Raw genomic sequence first — 16,890 nt, 5'->3', positions numbered from 1 at the left:
GCCATGAATAACAACATTCCGCTGATCCTGGCGATCGACGAAGGCACCAGCAACGCCAAGGCGGTGCTGGTCAACGAGCGGGGGCAAGTGATCGCCCGGGGTTCGCGGCCGTTGAGCGTCAACCATCCCCAGGCCGGTTTTTCCGAACAGGACCCGCTGTTTATCTGGCACAGCACCCTGGCCGCGATGCAAGACTGCCTGGCCCAGGTGGATCGTCCGATCACTGCGCTGGCGATCAGCAACCAACGCGAATCGGTGGTGGCCTGGGATCGCCGTACCGGCGAGCCGCTGTCGCCGTGCATCAGTTGGCAGTGCCGACGCTCCACCGCCTTGTGCACCCAACTGCACGCGCAAGGGCACGAAGCCCTCATCCTGGAAAAAACCGGACTGGCCCTGGACCCGATGTTCTCGGCCGGTAAATGGCGCTGGATTCTCGACCACCTGGACAACGGCCATGCCCGCGCCGCTGCCGGTGAGATTTGCCTGGGCACCGTCGACAGCTGGCTGCTGTGGCAACTGAGCGGCGGCCAGGTGTTCGCCACTGACTACTCCAATGCCGCGCGCACGCAACTGTTCAACCTGCATACCTGCGCCTGGGACCCGCAATTGCTGGATCTGTTCGCCATCCCGTTGGCCGCGTTGGCGCCCATCCAGGCCAGCGCCGGTTTCTTCGCCCACACCGTTGCGTTGGGTGGTTTGCCCGCCGGCATCCCGATCATGTCGATGATCGGCGACTCCCACGCCGCACTCTACGGACAGGGCGGTTTTGCGCCGGGGCTGGTCAAGGCCACCCTCGGCACCGGCTCCTCCCTGATGACCCCCATGAGCGGTGCGATTGCGTCCACCCACGGCCTGTCGACCACCCTGGCGTGGCATGATGGCGTCAAGCCTACGTTCGCCATGGAGGGCAACATCGTCCACACCGGGGCCGCCGTGCAATGGGCCTCGCGCCTGGTGGCCGGGGACTCCCTGGACGCCTTGACCGAGCAGGCCGCGCAACTGCCGGATAACGGCGGCGTGTACTTTGTGCCGGCGCTGTCCGGGCTGGGCGCGCCGCATTGGCAAGCCGATGCGCGTGGGTTGATCTGTGGGCTGACTGAAGCCACGTCCGGCGCGCATATTCTGCGCGCGTCGCTGGAGTCCATCGCCTATCAGATTCGCGATGTGTTCGAAGCGATGCAGCAGGACATCGGCCACCCGTTGCAGGAACTGTGGGTCGACGGCGGCGCCACACGCAACCGCTGGCTGATGCAATTTCTGGCCAACCTGCTGCAACGCCCGGTGGTACGCAGCCTGTCGCCGGAAGTGTCGGCGCTGGGCGCGGCGCATCTGGCGGGCAGGGCGTTGGGGATATGGGCGAGTGATGCGGCGCTGGAGCAGTTGGAGCGTCAGCGCGAGCGCTTTGAGCCGCAGGATGATCCGACGATGGCAGGGCGCTACACCGAATGGAAAAAGGCCCTGGCCCGCACACTTCTCTAACGCCACATGCAGTCCAAATGTGGGAGGGGGCGGTGCGACGATTAGTTAAGCGTACACCGTCCACTGTAGGAGCGAGCTTGCTCGCGAAAAACGTCAACAATAACGCGTGCTTCCTGAATGAACGCGTTGCCTGTGAGTTTTTCGCGAGCAAGCTCGCTCCTGCAAAAGCCTTGACTGGCTGGCGTTAGGGCAAGCCCCCTCCCACATTGGATTGCTGCTGGCCTTCAAGGCTTCCAGGTCTGCACATCCTTTGCGTCCACCGCCCTGGGCAACAAGCCTGCCTTGAAGAACGCATCGGCAATGTTCTGCTGCTCGGCCAACTGCTCCAGCGTCACCGGTTGCACCTGATAACTGCGGTGCGCATTGGCGGCTTCCACCGTCGCCACATCCAGATCGCCCCACAGCGGCCCGAGCACTTTCGCCGCGTCCTGCGGGTGGGCTTTTACCCATTGGCCGGCCTGTTCCAACTGCGCATACACCACCTTCAACACCTTGGGATGGGCCTGGGCATAAGGCGTGCCCGTCAGGTAATAACGCTTGTAACTGGCCAGCCCGGCACCGTCCGCCAGGGTGCGCGTCGGCAATTGGCGTTGCACGCTGCTCAGAAACGGTTCCCAGGTGACCCAGGCATCCACCTTGTTGTTTTCGAACGCGGCGCGGGAGAGATAGGCCGGCTGGATGTCCGCGAATGCCAGGCCGGCTTTATTCAATGCGGCGATCAGCAGGTAGTGAGTGCCGGCAGCCTTGGTCACGGCAATTTTCTTGCCGTTGAGGTCCGCCAGTTGCTGGATTGGCGAGTCCTTGCGCACCACGATGGCCTGGGCTGCGGGCGAGGGCGCTTCCTGGGCGAAGTAGGTGAGCCTGGCCTGGGCCGCCTGGGCGAAGATCGGCACGGTGTCGGCCACATCGGCGCTGATGTCGACGTTGCCGACATTCAGCGCCTCAAGCAATGGCAAGCCGCTGGGGAACTCATGCCAGCTGACATCAATGTTTTCGGCCTTGAGGGCTTTTTCCAGGGTGCCCTGGGTTTTCAGCAGGGTGATCAGGGTCGAGGATTTCTGGTAACCGATACGTACGGTTTCCTGGGCGTCGGCGCCTATGGCAACGGACAAAGCCAGCAATCCTGATACAGCAGCGATAAGGCGGCGAAGGGTCATGAGCGGCTCGATTTTTCAACAGAATGAACCGAAGCATAAGGTTCTGAAAATCGGTTGATAAATACTCTTTCGATCTGAGCTTAAGGACACTTGAAGCCTTGTCCGTTGACGGAGGGTGTAGCCGTCAAATCGAGCCGCGAGCCATCAGGCAACACCGTCCAAATGTGGGAGGGGGCAAGCCCCCTCCCACCGGGGTTATGGGGTGCTGACGGGTCCGGGTTGCAGGCAATCCAGTGCGCGGTCGGCCAGCGTGCGCGCCATGTCAAGCAACGATCAGGCAACACGGGCCAATGTGGGAGGGGGCTTGCCCCCGATGACGGTGGTTCAGATACAGATTAGTTGACTGACCCACCGCTATCGGGGGCAAGCCCCCTCCCACCGGGTTATGCGGTGCTGGCGGATCCAGGTTGCAGGCAATCCAGTGCGCGGTCGGCGGGGGTGCGGGCCATGTCGATCAAGATCAGGCGACACAGGCCAACTGTGGGAGGGGGCTTGCCCCCGATGACGGTGGTTCAGATACAGATTAATTGACTGACCCACCGCATCGGGAGCAAGCCCCCTCCCACCGGGGTTATGGGGTGCTGACGGGTCCAGGTTGCAGGCAATCCAGTGCGCGGTCGGCCAGCGTGCGCGCCATGTCGATCAACGATCAGGCAACACAGGCCAATGTGGGAGGGGGCTTGCCCCCGATGACGGTGGTTCAGATCCAGATTAATTGACTGACCCACCGCATCGGGAGCAAGCCCCCTCCCACCGGGGTTATGGGGTGCTGACGGGTCCGGGTTGCAGGCAATCCAGTGCGCGGTCGGCGAGGGTGCGGGCCATGTCGATCAAGATCAGGCGACACAGGCCAACTGTGGGAGGGGGCTTGCCCCCGATGACGGTGGTTCAGATCCAGATTAATTGACTGACCCACCGCATCGGAGCAAGCCCCCTCCCACCGGGTTATGGGGTGCTGGCGGGTCCGGGTTGCAGGCAATCCAGTGCGCGGTCGGCCAGCGTGCGCGCCATGTCGATCAAGTGGGCGGTGGAACAGGCCATGTCGCGTCGGCTGCCTTTGAGGCCTTCAGCGGTTTCGGTGGCCGTGGTGGCAGCGCAGCGTAGCAGCGAGGAAATGTTGGCGATGGCGTCTTCGAAGCTCAGGTCTTCGTGGGCGACAAAAACGGGGAAGGGTGGATCGGGGACGATTTTGCTCATGGACATAGCTCCTACTCGGTTGGGGCGCCATCCGGTGCCGTTTCCACACGGCAGATTGGGTGGCAGCCATACGCGGGGTGGAAACCGGGGAGTAGGACCCAGTCAGACCGAAGTCTGCCCGCGTACAGCCGCCATTGAGCGTTTGCATACGATCATGACGCCTACTCATTCCCGGGTTTCCACACCCGATCGCTGATATGCAGCGACGAAGCGAAGGCTAGCCAGTGGATTGAGCAGGCGCAAGGCCGAAGGATTGTCTAGGAAACGTCCTGCAAATTAAAGGGATATGGCTTGCTGGCCTTTAACAATGCATGTCGAGCAGGCGATGCAGATATGGGAAACGACTCTCAACATGACTATCACACCACGGGAGCAGTATTTGCCCTGATCCAACCCCCCCGCCCCGCAAATCCGTTTTTGATCTTTCCCTCGCTCCGCATGGGAACGATCAATCAAGATCAGGCGACACAGGCCAACTGTGGGAGGGGGCTTGCCCCCGATGACGGTGGGTCAGATACAGATTAATTGACTGACCCACCGCATCGGGAGCAAGCCCCCTCCCACCGGGGTTATGGGGTGCTGGCAGGTCCGGGTTGCAGGCAATCCAGTGCGCGGTCGGCGAGGGTGCGGGCCATGTCGATCAAGTGGGCGGTGGAACAGGCCATATCGCGTCGGGTGCCTTTGAGGCCTTCAGCGGTTTCGGTGGCCGTGGTGGCGGCGCAGCGTAGCAGCGAGGCAATGTTGGCGATGGCGTCTTCGAAGCTCAGGTCTTCGTGGGCAACAAAAACGGGATAGGGTGGATCGGGGACGATTTTGCTCATGCGTGAAGCTCCTGCTTGGATTGGGAGCCATTCTTTTGCCGATCTCACACGTCAAAAGGTGGCAGCTATGTGCGGGGTGAGATACCGGAAAACAGGACCCGGCCAGACCGAAGTCTGCCCGCACATAGCCGCCATAGACGGTTGTAGCGCTCGGCGCCTGCTCATACTCGGGATCTCACACCCGATCGCTGATATGCAGCGACGAAGCGAAGGCTAGCCAGTGGATTGAGCAGGCGCAAGGCCGAAGGATTGTCTAGGAAACGTCCTGCAAATTAAAGGGATATGGATTGCTGGCCTTTAACAATGCGTGTCGAGCAGGCGGTGCAGATAAGGGAAATGATTACTGACTGGGGCCGTCAGCAATCTATCAGATTTATACGACGAAGACCTCGGAATCGTCCGACTTTACCCTAAGTAAATCCCTCTTCAAAGTTTGGCTTGCCGCTGACTTCCTCGTTCTCGTTTAGCTCGATTGAAAAGCGTCACGCATCAGGTTTCTTATCGAGACGAGCAGGGAAATTCGGACAAAAAACTTCATGGACAAAGGGAACAACAATGAGCGTAGGTTATTTCATTGGCCTGGGTGATAAAACCGCCTGCGGCGGGGAGGTGCTAGACGGAGATAAAAGAGTCAACATAAATGGGCTTTTCCATGCGTGCGAAGGTGACCGAGTCACCTGTGGCAAGGACGGGCAAACTTATAAGATCGTCGGTGGCGTTTCCCACATAAACAGCCATGGTCGGCTGATGGCCGGTACGCTGGATAGTTACAGCGACTGCCCCTGTAAAGCCGAGCTGATTGCTTCGGTGTTTTCAGCTCGATATGGGAAAGATAGCAGCGCTACGAACTCCGCCAAACAAGCCAATGTGCCGGTCCGAGCAGCTACCAGCTGGTCAGTGCCCTCTGAAGGCACATATGCAACACCAAGCCATTCAGTCCCGTCTGCATTTAACGGCCTATCGGGTCAGGACCCAGGTTTTTATATCGTGCCCCAAAGCATCACCCGCGAGGCTTTGGAGGCCACCCTTTTTCCAAATCTCGATCCGGCTGTGATGCGTAAATTTCAAACGCTGAACCCCAACACAGGCAACGTCAAAGCCGGCTCGATGATCGTGCTCAGCGATCCGAACAACACCTCCTGCACCTATCAGGAAGCGCAATTGATGCAGGCTGCTCAGAAGGTCGATGCCTCCCTGGATTCCCTTACGCCGGACGAGGCCGATTTTCTGTATCGCCATGGTGCCGAAATCGCCGGTTTCATCGGCCACACCTCAACGTGGCTTGGCGTCAGTGCGGTGGTGGTGGAAAAGCACCTGAGTAATCTGCGCGACACGCTCCAGGCGATGGAGCGGCTGCATCAGGAAAATTATCGACAGTATGGACATCTTAGATCACCACAGTTTTTTGCTGATCGTCAGCGTCTTTTGAACCAGTTGGATGCCCATTTACTTAATTCAACCCGGTTACGCGGACAAACAACTCTGGGCGATCACCCCAAGTTAAAAACGGCTCTTGGTATATCCAGTCGCAGCTTGGTGCATCACTGGGATAAGGCAGGTGGGCCAGGGCAGATTCCGGGGTATGCCGCTCATGTGGAAGCGGTCAGTCGTGCAACAAAGTATATGAAGGCAGGTGGGTATATCGGCATAGGTCTTGGCGGAGTGTCTTCGCTGATGGCTGTTCAGCAGGTGTGCAGCGTTGATTCCGACGCGGCTTGTAAGAAGATCAAGCTTACTGAGGGAGGGAAATTTGCCAGCTCAACATTAATCGGGGCTTTCAGTGGATCGATGGCCGCGTCTGCCAGCGGTTCGATCTGCTTGGGGATTGGAGTAGCCACAGGAGGTATCGGAGGAGTTATCTGTGTAGCCACCTTGGTAGGGGCAAGTACGTGGGCTGGTACGACTGTCGGTGGCATGGGTGGTGAATACGTGGGCGAGCTTATTTACGAGACTATCCAGCCATGACCAGTATCGATACTTGGCCAACTTGGATTGCGCTCATTGTTGCAGGGGGGCCAACTCTGCTAGCCATAGTTGGACTTTCATACAGCTTGTATATGACCCGCTGTCATCTAGAGGCTATAAAGGAAGCTCTGAAAAATAGCCGTTACATTTACCTTTGGGGACCCAGCTTGGGGAGGCGCGGCTTGATTTGGTCTCTCTATGAGATGGCGAAAATCGCCGGAATGGTTGTGTGGCCCAAGGCGTCCATTATCAGTGGTGAGTTGGATCCAGGCGATCTGAAGAATTTTCCGCCTCATCTCAAGCACCGTTTGATGGTCCTGATAACAATGGCGTTCACTGGGGTGTGTTGGGCAATAGCTGTCGCGGTGTTAGTTAAGTTCAGATAACTTGAGTCAACCAACCATGAGCAGTATCGACACTTGGTCTCCTTGGGTTGCGATCTCATTTTTGGGTGGCCCTATGCTGCTTGCAGCTTTGACCCTCGCATACAACCTCTACCTGACCCACCGTTATCTGGACGCCATAAAGGAGGCACTAAAGAACAGCCGCTACATTTATATCTGGGGGCCAAGCCTTGGAAAGCGGGGTTTGATTTGGTCCCTCTTGGAGATGGGGAAAATTTCCGGAATGATGCTGTGGCCGAAAGCTTCTCTGATTATTGGAGAATTGGACCCAGTCGATCTGAAAAATTTTCCACCTGACTTAACGCCGTCTCACCCTTAATCTGAAGACGATGATTTTTGCCTTCATTTGGATGTTAATCGGGGTTGTGCTGCTGAGGCTCAGGTAGATCGAGACTGGCTATTTCACATTGAGGATCGACTGTCCCAAACCAACAATCCCGACAGTCTCAACTGTTATTCGGTACCTTATCGGAACACCGTTGAGGTGTCGGGATTGCTGCCTTTGCAACGAAAATTCGCTTAAGAACCGCACTGGCCTTGAGGTCACCACGAGCGGTCATTGCCCTAAACCAACCCCCCCCCCGGGAACCATTCCCCACTTCCCTTGTCCCCGCTTCCCATGTCACCCCCCGCCCCGCAAATCCCTTAATTTTCCAAGCCTGCCGGAAGCCTCTCCAGGCCCCCGGCTGCGCCCGTTGTTTTTTCAAGGCGCAGAGCAGCCGATTCAAGCGGCAAAACTGAATACGGACATTCTCTTCAACCGTGACTTATCAGGCAGGTTTCCCCATGCAGTTCAGCGAATTACTGGCAGCGATTTCCACCCATGCGATCCGTCTGCAGACGGAAGAGGGCGACCTGATCGTCCTGGGCGATGACGACGCGCTGGATGACGCGCTGTGGGACCAACTGATCGCGCACAAGCCCCAACTGCTTGAGCTGGTCGCGGCGCATGGCGGCGACTGGTCGAGCCCGGCCTATCGCATCACCCCGGACATGCTGCCCCTGGTCACGCTCGATCAACTCGCCATCGACCGCATCGTCGCGGCGATCCCCGGCGGGGCGGCGAATGTGCAGGATATCTACCCCCTGGCGCCGCTCCAGGAAGGCATGCTCTACCACCATCTTCGCGCACAGCAGGGCGACCCCTACGTGCTGCACGCGCAGTTCGTGTTCGACAGTCGCGCACGTCTGCACACCTTTGCCCAAGCGCTGCAATGGGTGATCGATCGTCACGACATCCTGCGCACGTCGATGGCCTGGGAGCGCCTCGACGAGCCGTTGCAGGTGGTGTGGCGCAAGGCAACCCTGGTCTGTGAAGAGGCGCATCTGGACGGCGCCGACCGCCTGGCCCAACTGCTCGCACGCTACGATGCCCGCACCTATCGCATGGACCTGGGCCAGGCGCCGTTGCTGCGCCTGGTGTTCGCCGACGACCCGGCCAACGAACGCGTGGTGGCGATGCTGCTGTTTCACCACACCATCCTCGATCACACCGCCCTCGATGGGGTGCGCGAGGAAATCCAGCTGTACCTCGCCGGCAAGCAGGCGCAGGCCGCGCCGCCGGTGGCGTTTCGCAGCTATATCGCTCAGGTGCGCCAGGGGGTGAGTGAGCAGGCCCACGAAGCCTTCTTCCGCAACATGCTCGCCGACATCGACGCACCGACGCTGCCCTTCGGCCTGCAGGACGTGCAGGGCGATGGCCTGGGCATCGACGAAGCGCGCCTGCCGGTTGATCACGCCCTCAGCTTGCGCCTGCGCAGTCTGGCGCGTCCGTTGGGCGTCGGTATGGCAAGCCTGATGCACCTGGCGCTGGCCCGGGTGCTGGGGGTGGTGTCCGGCCGTGAGTCGGTGGTGTTCGGCACCGTGATGCTCGGCCGCATGGGCGCGGGCGAGGGCGGTGAACGCGCTTTGGGCATGTTCATCAATACCTTGCCGCTGCGCGTGGATGTCGGTGCGCAAGGCGTACGCGCCGCGATCAAGGCTACCCACGAGCGCCTCACCACCTTGCTTGAACACGAACACGCCTCACTGGCGCTGGCCCAGCGGTGCAGCGGGGTGGCGGCGCCGGCGCCGCTGTTCAGTGCGATGCTCAATTACCGTCACAGCGCCGCCAGCGACATGCACGCAGTGATCGAGGTCGCCGAAGGCATCCAGGTGCTCGGCGCCGAGGAGCGCACCAACTACCCGCTGACGGTCAATGTCGATGACCTGGGTGAAGACTTTGCGCTGACGGTGATGGTCGATGCGTCGATCAGCGCGCAACGCGTCGCCGGCTACCTGCACACGGCGCTCGAAAGCCTGGCCGATGCCCTTGAACAGCGACCGGATATGCCGCTCAGCGGCCTGAACATCCTGCCTGACCTCGAACGCCATACCTTGCTGCACCGCCTGAATCAAAGCCCCGCGCACTACGCCGACACCGCCCTGATCCACCAGCAAGTCGAAGCCCACGCCGCCGCCCGCCCCGACGCGATTGCCGTGCGTTTCGAACAGCACTGCCTGACCTACGGTCAACTCAACGACCGCGCCAACCAGGTCGCCCATGCGCTGCTGGCCCACGGCGTGCGCCCCGACGCGCGCGTGGCGATCTGCGTGGAGCGCGGCCCGCAAATGATCATCGGCCTGCTCGGCATCCTCAAGGCCGGTGCCGGCTACGTGCCGATCGACCCGGCGTACCCGCAGGAACGCATCGCCTACACCCTGGGCGACAGCGCGCCGGTGGCGGTGCTGGTGCAGGCCGATACCCGGCACCTGGTCGGCAACCTGGCGCAGATCGACCTCGACGCCCTGCACCAACAGGCCACGGTCAATCCGCGCCTGCACCTGAGCCCGGCCCACCTGGCCTATGTCATCTACACCTCCGGCTCCACCGGCCAGCCCAAGGGCGTGATGATCGAACACCGCCAGGTGGCGCGCCTGTTCAGTGCCACCCAACACTGGTTCGGCTTCAACCAGCACGACGTGTGGGCGCTGTTCCATTCCTTTGCGTTCGACTTTTCCGTGTGGGAAATCTGGGGCGCGCTGATGCACGGCGGCCAGTTGCTGATCGTGCCGCAGTTGGTCAGCCGTTCACCGGATGAGTGCTACGCGCTGCTCTGTGAAGCCTCGGTGAGCATCCTCAACCAGACGCCGAGTGCGTTCCGCCAGTTGATCGCGGCGCAGGGCAACAGCGACCGGGCGCATTCGTTGCGCCAGGTGATTTTCGGCGGCGAGGCCCTGGAGCCGGGCATGCTCAAGCCGTGGTATGCGCGGGCGGTGAATGCCGGTACGCAACTGGTGAACATGTACGGCATCACCGAAACCACCGTGCACGTGACCTACCGCGCGCTGGAAGCGGCCGACGCGCAGTTGGTCGGCGTAAGCCCGATTGGCGTGCGCATCCCGGACTTGCAACTGTACGTCCTTGACGCCCAGCGCGAGCCGCTGCCGTTTGGCGTGGTCGGTGAGTTGTACGTGGGCGGCGCCGGGGTGGCGCGTGGTTATCTGAACCGTGACGCGCTCAACGCCGAACGCTTCCTGCCCGACCCGGCCACCGGCCTGCGCATGTACAAGACCGGCGACCTTGGCCGTTTGCTGGCCGACGGCAGCGTCGAATACCTGGGGCGCAACGACGATCAGGTGAAGATCCGCGGTTTCCGTATCGAATTGGGTGAAATCCAGGCGCATCTGGTGACTGCCGAGGGCGTGCGCGACGCCGTGGTGATTGCCCGGGAAGATAGCCCCGGCGATAAGCGCCTGGTGGCCTATGTGATTGCTGACGGTGCGCCCACTGCGGCCGCCTTGCGCGACCATCTGCTGCTGAGCCTGGCCGATTACATGGTGCCCGCTGCCTTTGTGCTGCTGGAGCGATTCCCGCTGACCACCAACGGCAAACTCGACCGCCAGGCCTTGCCAGCACCCGATACCGACGCGTTGGCCCGGCGTGTTTATGCCCCGCCCCAGGGCGCAGTGGAAACCACCATCGCCACGCTCTGGCAGGACTTGCTCAAGGTCGACCGGGTAGGGCGTGAGGATAATTTCTTCGAGCTCGGCGGCCATTCCCTGTTGGCGGTCAAGCTGATCGAGCGCATGCGCCAGGTGGACCTGAGCGCCGATGTGCGCGTGCTGTTCGGCCAACCGACGCTGGCGGCACTGGCGGCGGCGGTGGGCGGCCAGCATGAAGTGCAGGTGCCGGCCAATTTCATTGAAGAGCACAGCGCGGCCATCACGCCCGACATGCTGCCCCTGGTCGACCTCGATCAGGCCGCCATCGACCACATCGTCCAGGCGATACCCGGCGGCGTCGCCAATGTGCAGGACATCTACGGCCTGGCGCCGTTGCAGGCCGGGATTCTCTACCATCACCTGGCAACCGCAGAGGGCGACCCCTACGTGTTGCAGGTGCAGTTCAGCTTTGCTGACCAGAACGCGCTGGACGGGTTTGTCCAGGCGCTGCACAGCGTGATCGAGCGCAATGACATCCTGCGCACCGCGATCCTCTGGGAGGGCCTGGATGAACCGGTGCAGGTGGTGCTGCGTCAGGCGCCGCTGGCGGTCGAGCGGGTCGAGGCCACGGGCGAGGATGCCCTGGCATCTCTGCAACAGCGCTTCGACCCCCGTCACTATCGCCTGGACCTGTCACGCGCTTCGCTGATGCGGTTGGCGTACAGCGAGGACGCGGGGCGCCTGGTCGGCATCCTGCTGTTGCACCATATCCTGCTCGACCACACCGCCCTGCACGTGCTGGTGCAAGAGATGAGCGCCAGCCTGTGCGGCAACAGCGCGCAGTTGCCCGACGCGGTGCAGTACCGCAACTACGTGGCCCAGGCGCGCCTCGGTGTGAGCCAGGCGCAGCACGAGGCCTTCTTCAGCGAGATGCTCGGCGATATCGACGAACCGACCCTGGCCTTCGGCTTGCAGGATGTGAAGGGCGACGGCAGCGGTATCGTCGAAGCGCATCTGCCGCTGGAGCCGGGGCTGAGCCTGGCCCTGCGCGAACAGGCACGGCAGTTGGGCGTGAGTGCCGCAAGCCTGGTGCACCTGGCCTGGGCGCAGGTGCTGAGCCAGGTGTCCGGCCAGCGCGACGTGGTGTTCGGCACCGTGTTGCTGGGGCGCATGCAGGGCGGCGAGGGCGCCGATCGGGCGCTGGGGATGTTCATCAACACCTTGCCGCTACGGGTCGGCGTTGGCGCCACGGGGGTGCAGGCCGGCGTGCGTGCCACCCACGCACGCCTGGCGCAATTGCTCGGTCACGAACACGCTTCGTTGGCCCTGGCCCAGCGCTGCAGCGGCGTGCCGGCGTCGTTGCCGCTGTTCAGTACCTTGCTCAACTATCGCCACAGCGCACCGGATGAAGCACCGGGTGACAGCCCGTTCGCCGCGTCCGGCATTCAGGTGCTCAGTTCCGAAGAGCGCAGCAACTACCCGCTGGTGCTCAACGTCGATGACCTGGGCACAGGTTTGGCCCTCACCGTGCAAGGCATCGCTACGCTGGATGTGCAGCGTGTGGCGCACTACATGCTCACTGCGCTGCGCCAAGTGGTCACGGCGCTGCAACAGGCGCCGACCACCGCGCTGCAAACGCTGTCGATCATACCGCCGGCTGAGCGCCGTCAATTGCTGGTGGAGTTCAACGCCACTCGCCGCGACTACCCGGCGCATCTGAGCGTCGCCCAGCTGTTCGAAGCCCAGGCGCTGGCACGGCCTGAAGCGGTGGCAGTGGTGCAGGGCAAACTGTCCCTGAGTTACCGCGACCTCAACCGCCGCGCGAATCGCCTGGCTCACTACCTGATCGGCCAAGGCGTGCAAGCCGGCGAGCCGGTGGCCCTGGCGCTGCCGCGCAGCATCGAGCTGGTGGTCAGCCAACTGGCCGTGCTCAAGTGCGCGGCGGTGTACGTACCGCTGGATGTCAACGCGCCGGCCGACCGCCAAGCGTTCATGGTGCAGGACAGCGGCGCCCGCCTGGTGCTGGACGACCTGACCGGGCTGAACCTCGACGGGCTGCCTGTGGAGAATCCCGAGCGGGAGCAGTCCGCCGACACCGTGGCGTACATCATGTACACCTCCGGCTCCACCGGCACGCCCAAAGGCGTACTGGTGCCCCAGCGCGGCATTACCCGGCTGGTGATCAATAACGGCTACGCCGACTTCAATGCCCAGGACCGCGTGGCCTTTGCCTCGAACCCGGCGTTTGACGCCAGCACCATGGATGTGTGGGGCGCGCTGCTCAACGGTGGGCAAGTGCAGGTGATCGACCACGCCACCGTACTCGACCCGCAGGCCTTCAGCGCCGAGCTTGCCGGTGCCACGGTGCTGTTCGTCACCACCGCGCTGTTCAACCAGTATGTGCAGCTGATTCCCGAGGCATTGGCTGGCCTGCGCATTCTGCTGTGCGGCGGCGAGCGCGCCGACCCGGCCGCCTTCCGCAGCCTGCTGGCCCAGGCACCGGCACTGCGCCTGGTGCATTGCTATGGCCCGACCGAAACCACCACCTACGCCACCACCTACGAAGTGCGCGCACTTGCCGATGACGTGGAGAGCGTGCCGGTGGGTCGGCCTATTTCCAACACCCAAATCTATGTACTGGACGCACAGTTACAGCCGGTGCCGCTGGGCATCACCGGCGAAATCTGCATTGGCGGCGATGGCGTGGCCAAGGGCTATTTGAACCGCCCGGACCTGAGCGCCGAAAAGTTCGTGCACGACCCGTTTTCCGAGCAGCCTCACGCCCTGATGTACCGCACGGGCGACCTGGGGCGCTGGTCGGTGGACGGCTTGCTCGAATGCCTTGGACGCAATGACGACCAAGTGAAAATCCGTGGTTTCCGTATCGAGCTGGGCGAAATCGAGGCGCGTCTGGCGAGCTGCGCGGGCATCCGCGACGTCGCCGTGCTGGCCCGCGAGGACGTGCCGGGGGACAAGCGCCTGGTGGCCTATTTCACTTGGGCCGACGCCGCATTGGGCATCGACGAGGTGCACGCCCACCTGCAAGGCCTGCTGCCGGACTACATGCTGCCCTCGGCCTATATGCCGCTGGCCAGTCTGCCCTTGACCAACAACGGCAAGCTCGACCGCAAGGCCTTGCCCGCGCCAGACCCGCAAGCCCTGCTCAGCCGTGCCTACGAGGCGCCCGAGGGCGAGGTGGAAACCCTGCTGGCGCAGATCTGGCAGGACGTGCTCAAGCTCGAGCGCGTCGGGCGGCATGATCATTTCTTCGAACTCGGCGGGCATTCGTTGCTGGCCGTCAGCCTGATCGAGCGCATGCGCCGCGTCGGCCTGAGCGCCGATGTACGCGTGCTGTTCAGCCAGCCCAGCCTGGCGGCATTGGCGGCGGCGGTGGGCAGCGGGCGTGAAATCGTGGTGCCGGCCAATGGCATCCCGGCAGGTTGCACGCACATCACCCCGTCGATGCTCAGCCTGGTGCAACTCGACGCAGCCGCCATCGAACGCATCGTGGCCAACGTGCCGGGCGGTGCGGCGAACGTGCAGGATATCTACCCGCTGGCGCCGTTGCAGGAAGGCATCCTCTATCACCACATCAGCGCTGAACAGGGCGACCCGTACCTGCTGCAATCGCGCATGGCGTTCGACAGCCTCGAACGCTTGCACGCTTTCATGGGCGCGCTGCAGCAGGTGGTGGCGCGCCACGACATCCTGCGCACCGGGGTGGTCTGGGAAGGCCTGGACAGCCCGGTGCAAGTGGTGTGGCGCCAGGCGCAGCTGGTGGTGCAGGCCGTCAGCCTGGACCCGGCCGACGGCGGCATCATCGAACAACTGCATGCGCGCTTCGATGCGCGCCACTATCGATTGGACATTACCCAGGCGCCGCTGCTGCGTATGGTCTACGCCCAGGACCCGGCCAATCAGCGTGTCGCCGCGATCCTGCTGTTCCACCACCTGGCCCTGGACCATACCGCCATGGAAGTGGTGGGCCAGGAGATGCGGGCCTTCATGCTGGAGCAGGCCGATGACTTACCCGAGGCCGCGCCGTTTCGCAACTACGTGGCCCAGGCGCGCCTGAGAGTCAGCGTGGCCGAGCATGAGCAGTTTTTCCGCGGCATGCTCGCCGATGTCGACGAGCCGACGCTGCCATTCGGCCTGCACGATGTGCAAGGCGACGGCCGCACCATCGAAGAAGCCGAACTACAATTGCCGGTCGAGCTGGCGCAGCGGGTGCGCGAGCAGGCACGCCACCTGGGTGTCAGCGCCGCAAGCCTGATGCACCTGGCCTGGGCGCAGGTGCTGGGGCTGGTGTCCGGGCGCGACGACGTGGTGTTCGGCACTGTCCTGATGGGCCGCATGCAGGCCGGCGACGGGGCGGACCGCGCCCTGGGCATGTTCATCAACACCTTGCCGCTGCGCGTCGATGTGGCGGCCGCTGCCGCCGACGCGGTCAAGACCACCCATGCACGCTTGAGCGCCTTGCTCGGGCATGAGCATGCCTCGCTCGCCCTGGCCCAGCGTTGCAGTGGGGTGGCGACGACCACGCCGCTGTTCAGCGCCTTGCTCAATTACCGTCACAGCAGCCCCGGCGAAATGGCCCGCGACGGCCACGGGATCTGGGAGGGCGTACAACTGCTCGGCGGCGAAGAGCGCAGCAACTATCCGCTGACCCTGAGTGTGGACGACCTGGGCGAGGGCTTTGCGTTGGCCGTGCTGGCCTTGCCGCAGATCGGCGCCCAGCGCCTGTGCGACTACATGCACAACGCCGTGGCGCAACTGGTGGCCGCTCTGGAGAATGCGCCGAACACCCGCCTGCATCACCTGCCGATTCTGCCGACGGCGGAACGCGACACGCTGCTGCGCGAATTCAACACCACCGCCCATGACTTCCCGCGCGGGCACACTCTGCACGGCGCCTTTGAAGTGCAGGCCGAGCGTCAGCCCGAGGCTGTTGCGGTGATGCAGGACGGTGTGGCACTGACCTATCAGCAGCTCAATCAACGCGCCAACCAGCTGGCGCATCACCTGCTCGGACTTGGCGTGCAGCCGGATGACCGCGTGGCGATCTGCTGCCGTCGCGGCCCGCAGATGCTGGTGGGCCTGCTCGGCATTCTCAAGGCCGGTGCGGGCTATGTGCCGATCGACCCGGCGTACCCGGCCGAGCGGATCGCCTATCTGTTGCAGGACAGTGCGCCGGTGGCGGTGCTCTCGCAAGCCTGCACCCGAGACCTGCTCGGTGGCGTCGCCAGTGTCGACCTGCAGGACCCGCGTTTGCAGCTACATCCCCCGAGCAATCCGCAACTCGGCACATTGACCCCGGCGCACCTGGCCTACGTGATCTACACCTCCGGTTCCACTGGCCAGCCCAAGGGCGTAATGGTGGAACATCACCACGTGGAAAACCTCGTGCACTGGCACTGCGAGGCCTTTGGCCTGCGGGCTGCCAGCCATACCAGCAGCGTCGCCGGTTTCGGTTTCGATGCGCTGGCCTGGGAAGTCTGGCCGGCGCTGTGCGTGGGCGCGACCCTGCACCTGCCGCCCGCCAGCGTGGGCAACGAAAACATCGACGAACTGTTGGCCTGGTGGCTGGCGCAGCCGCTGGACGTGAGCTTCCTGCCCACTCCGGTGGCCGAGTACGCCTTCAGCCTGAACCTGCAACACCCGACCCTGCGCATGCTGCTGATCGGGGGCGACCGCCTGCGCCAGTTCAGCCAGGAACGACGGTTTGCCCTGATCAATAACTACGGCCCCACCGAAGCCACGGTGGTCGCCACCTCCGGCCGCGTACGGGCCGGGCAGCCTTTGCATATCGGCCGGCCCATCGCCAATGCCACCAGCTACGTGCTGGATGCGCACTTGCGTCCGGTGCCGGTGGGCGTGGCCGGTGAACTGTATGTGGGTGGCCGCGGCGTGGCGCGCGGTTACCTGAACCGCCCGGACCTGACC

At 62.9% G+C, this 16,890-nt stretch carries 7 protein-coding genes (1 of these 7 cut by a window edge); 4 read left to right on the top strand and 3 right to left on the bottom strand.

The features are described from left to right. Positions 1–3: 3 nt before the first annotated feature. Positions 4–1,479: an FGGY family carbohydrate kinase gene (locus tag MRY17_RS14900; RefSeq protein WP_243352391.1), complete on the top strand. Its 1,476-nt coding sequence runs from the start codon at positions 4–6 to the stop codon at positions 1,477–1,479. Positions 1,480–1,703: 224 nt separating this feature from the next. On the opposite strand, the gene MRY17_RS14895 is transcribed toward MRY17_RS14900, so the two are convergent. From MRY17_RS14895 to MRY17_RS14885, 3 genes are all read right to left on the bottom strand, one after another. Continuing rightward, complete coding sequence (locus MRY17_RS14895; RefSeq protein ID WP_243352390.1) at positions 1,704–2,636, bottom strand: aliphatic sulfonate ABC transporter substrate-binding protein; 933 nt, start codon at positions 2,634–2,636, stop codon at positions 1,704–1,706. A gap of 945 nt (positions 2,637–3,581) precedes the next feature. Then, positions 3,582–3,833, bottom strand: a complete 252-nt coding sequence (locus tag MRY17_RS14890) for a DUF6124 family protein (RefSeq protein ID WP_243352389.1) — start codon at positions 3,831–3,833, stop codon at positions 3,582–3,584. Positions 3,834–4,402: 569 nt separating this feature from the next. Further along, positions 4,403–4,654, bottom strand: coding sequence for a DUF6124 family protein (locus MRY17_RS14885; RefSeq protein WP_191951854.1), 252 nt, complete (start codon positions 4,652–4,654; stop codon positions 4,403–4,405). 555 nt (positions 4,655–5,209) lie between these two features. Here MRY17_RS14885 and MRY17_RS14880 point away from each other — a divergent pair. The 3 genes from MRY17_RS14880 to MRY17_RS14870 form a co-directional block, all read left to right on the top strand. Further along, a complete protein-coding gene (locus MRY17_RS14880; protein ID WP_243353946.1) occupies positions 5,210–6,619 on the top strand; it encodes a PAAR domain-containing protein in 1,410 nt (469 codons plus the stop codon). A gap of 402 nt (positions 6,620–7,021) precedes the next feature. Further along, positions 7,022–7,342: a hypothetical protein gene (locus MRY17_RS14875; RefSeq protein ID WP_243352388.1), complete on the top strand. Its 321-nt coding sequence runs from the start codon at positions 7,022–7,024 to the stop codon at positions 7,340–7,342. Positions 7,343–7,809: 467 nt separating this feature from the next. After that, positions 7,810–16,890: the 5' portion of a non-ribosomal peptide synthetase gene (locus MRY17_RS14870; protein WP_243352387.1), read on the top strand. The gene runs 3,843 nt beyond the window's last position; the window shows 9,081 of its 12,924 coding nt (coding positions 1–9,081); the start codon lies at positions 7,810–7,812; its stop codon lies off the right edge, out of view.

The organism is Pseudomonas orientalis (assembly GCF_022807995.1).
Lineage (GTDB): Bacteria > Pseudomonadota > Gammaproteobacteria > Pseudomonadales > Pseudomonadaceae > Aquipseudomonas > Aquipseudomonas orientalis_B.
This window is presented reverse-complemented; position numbering and strand designations above follow the sequence as displayed.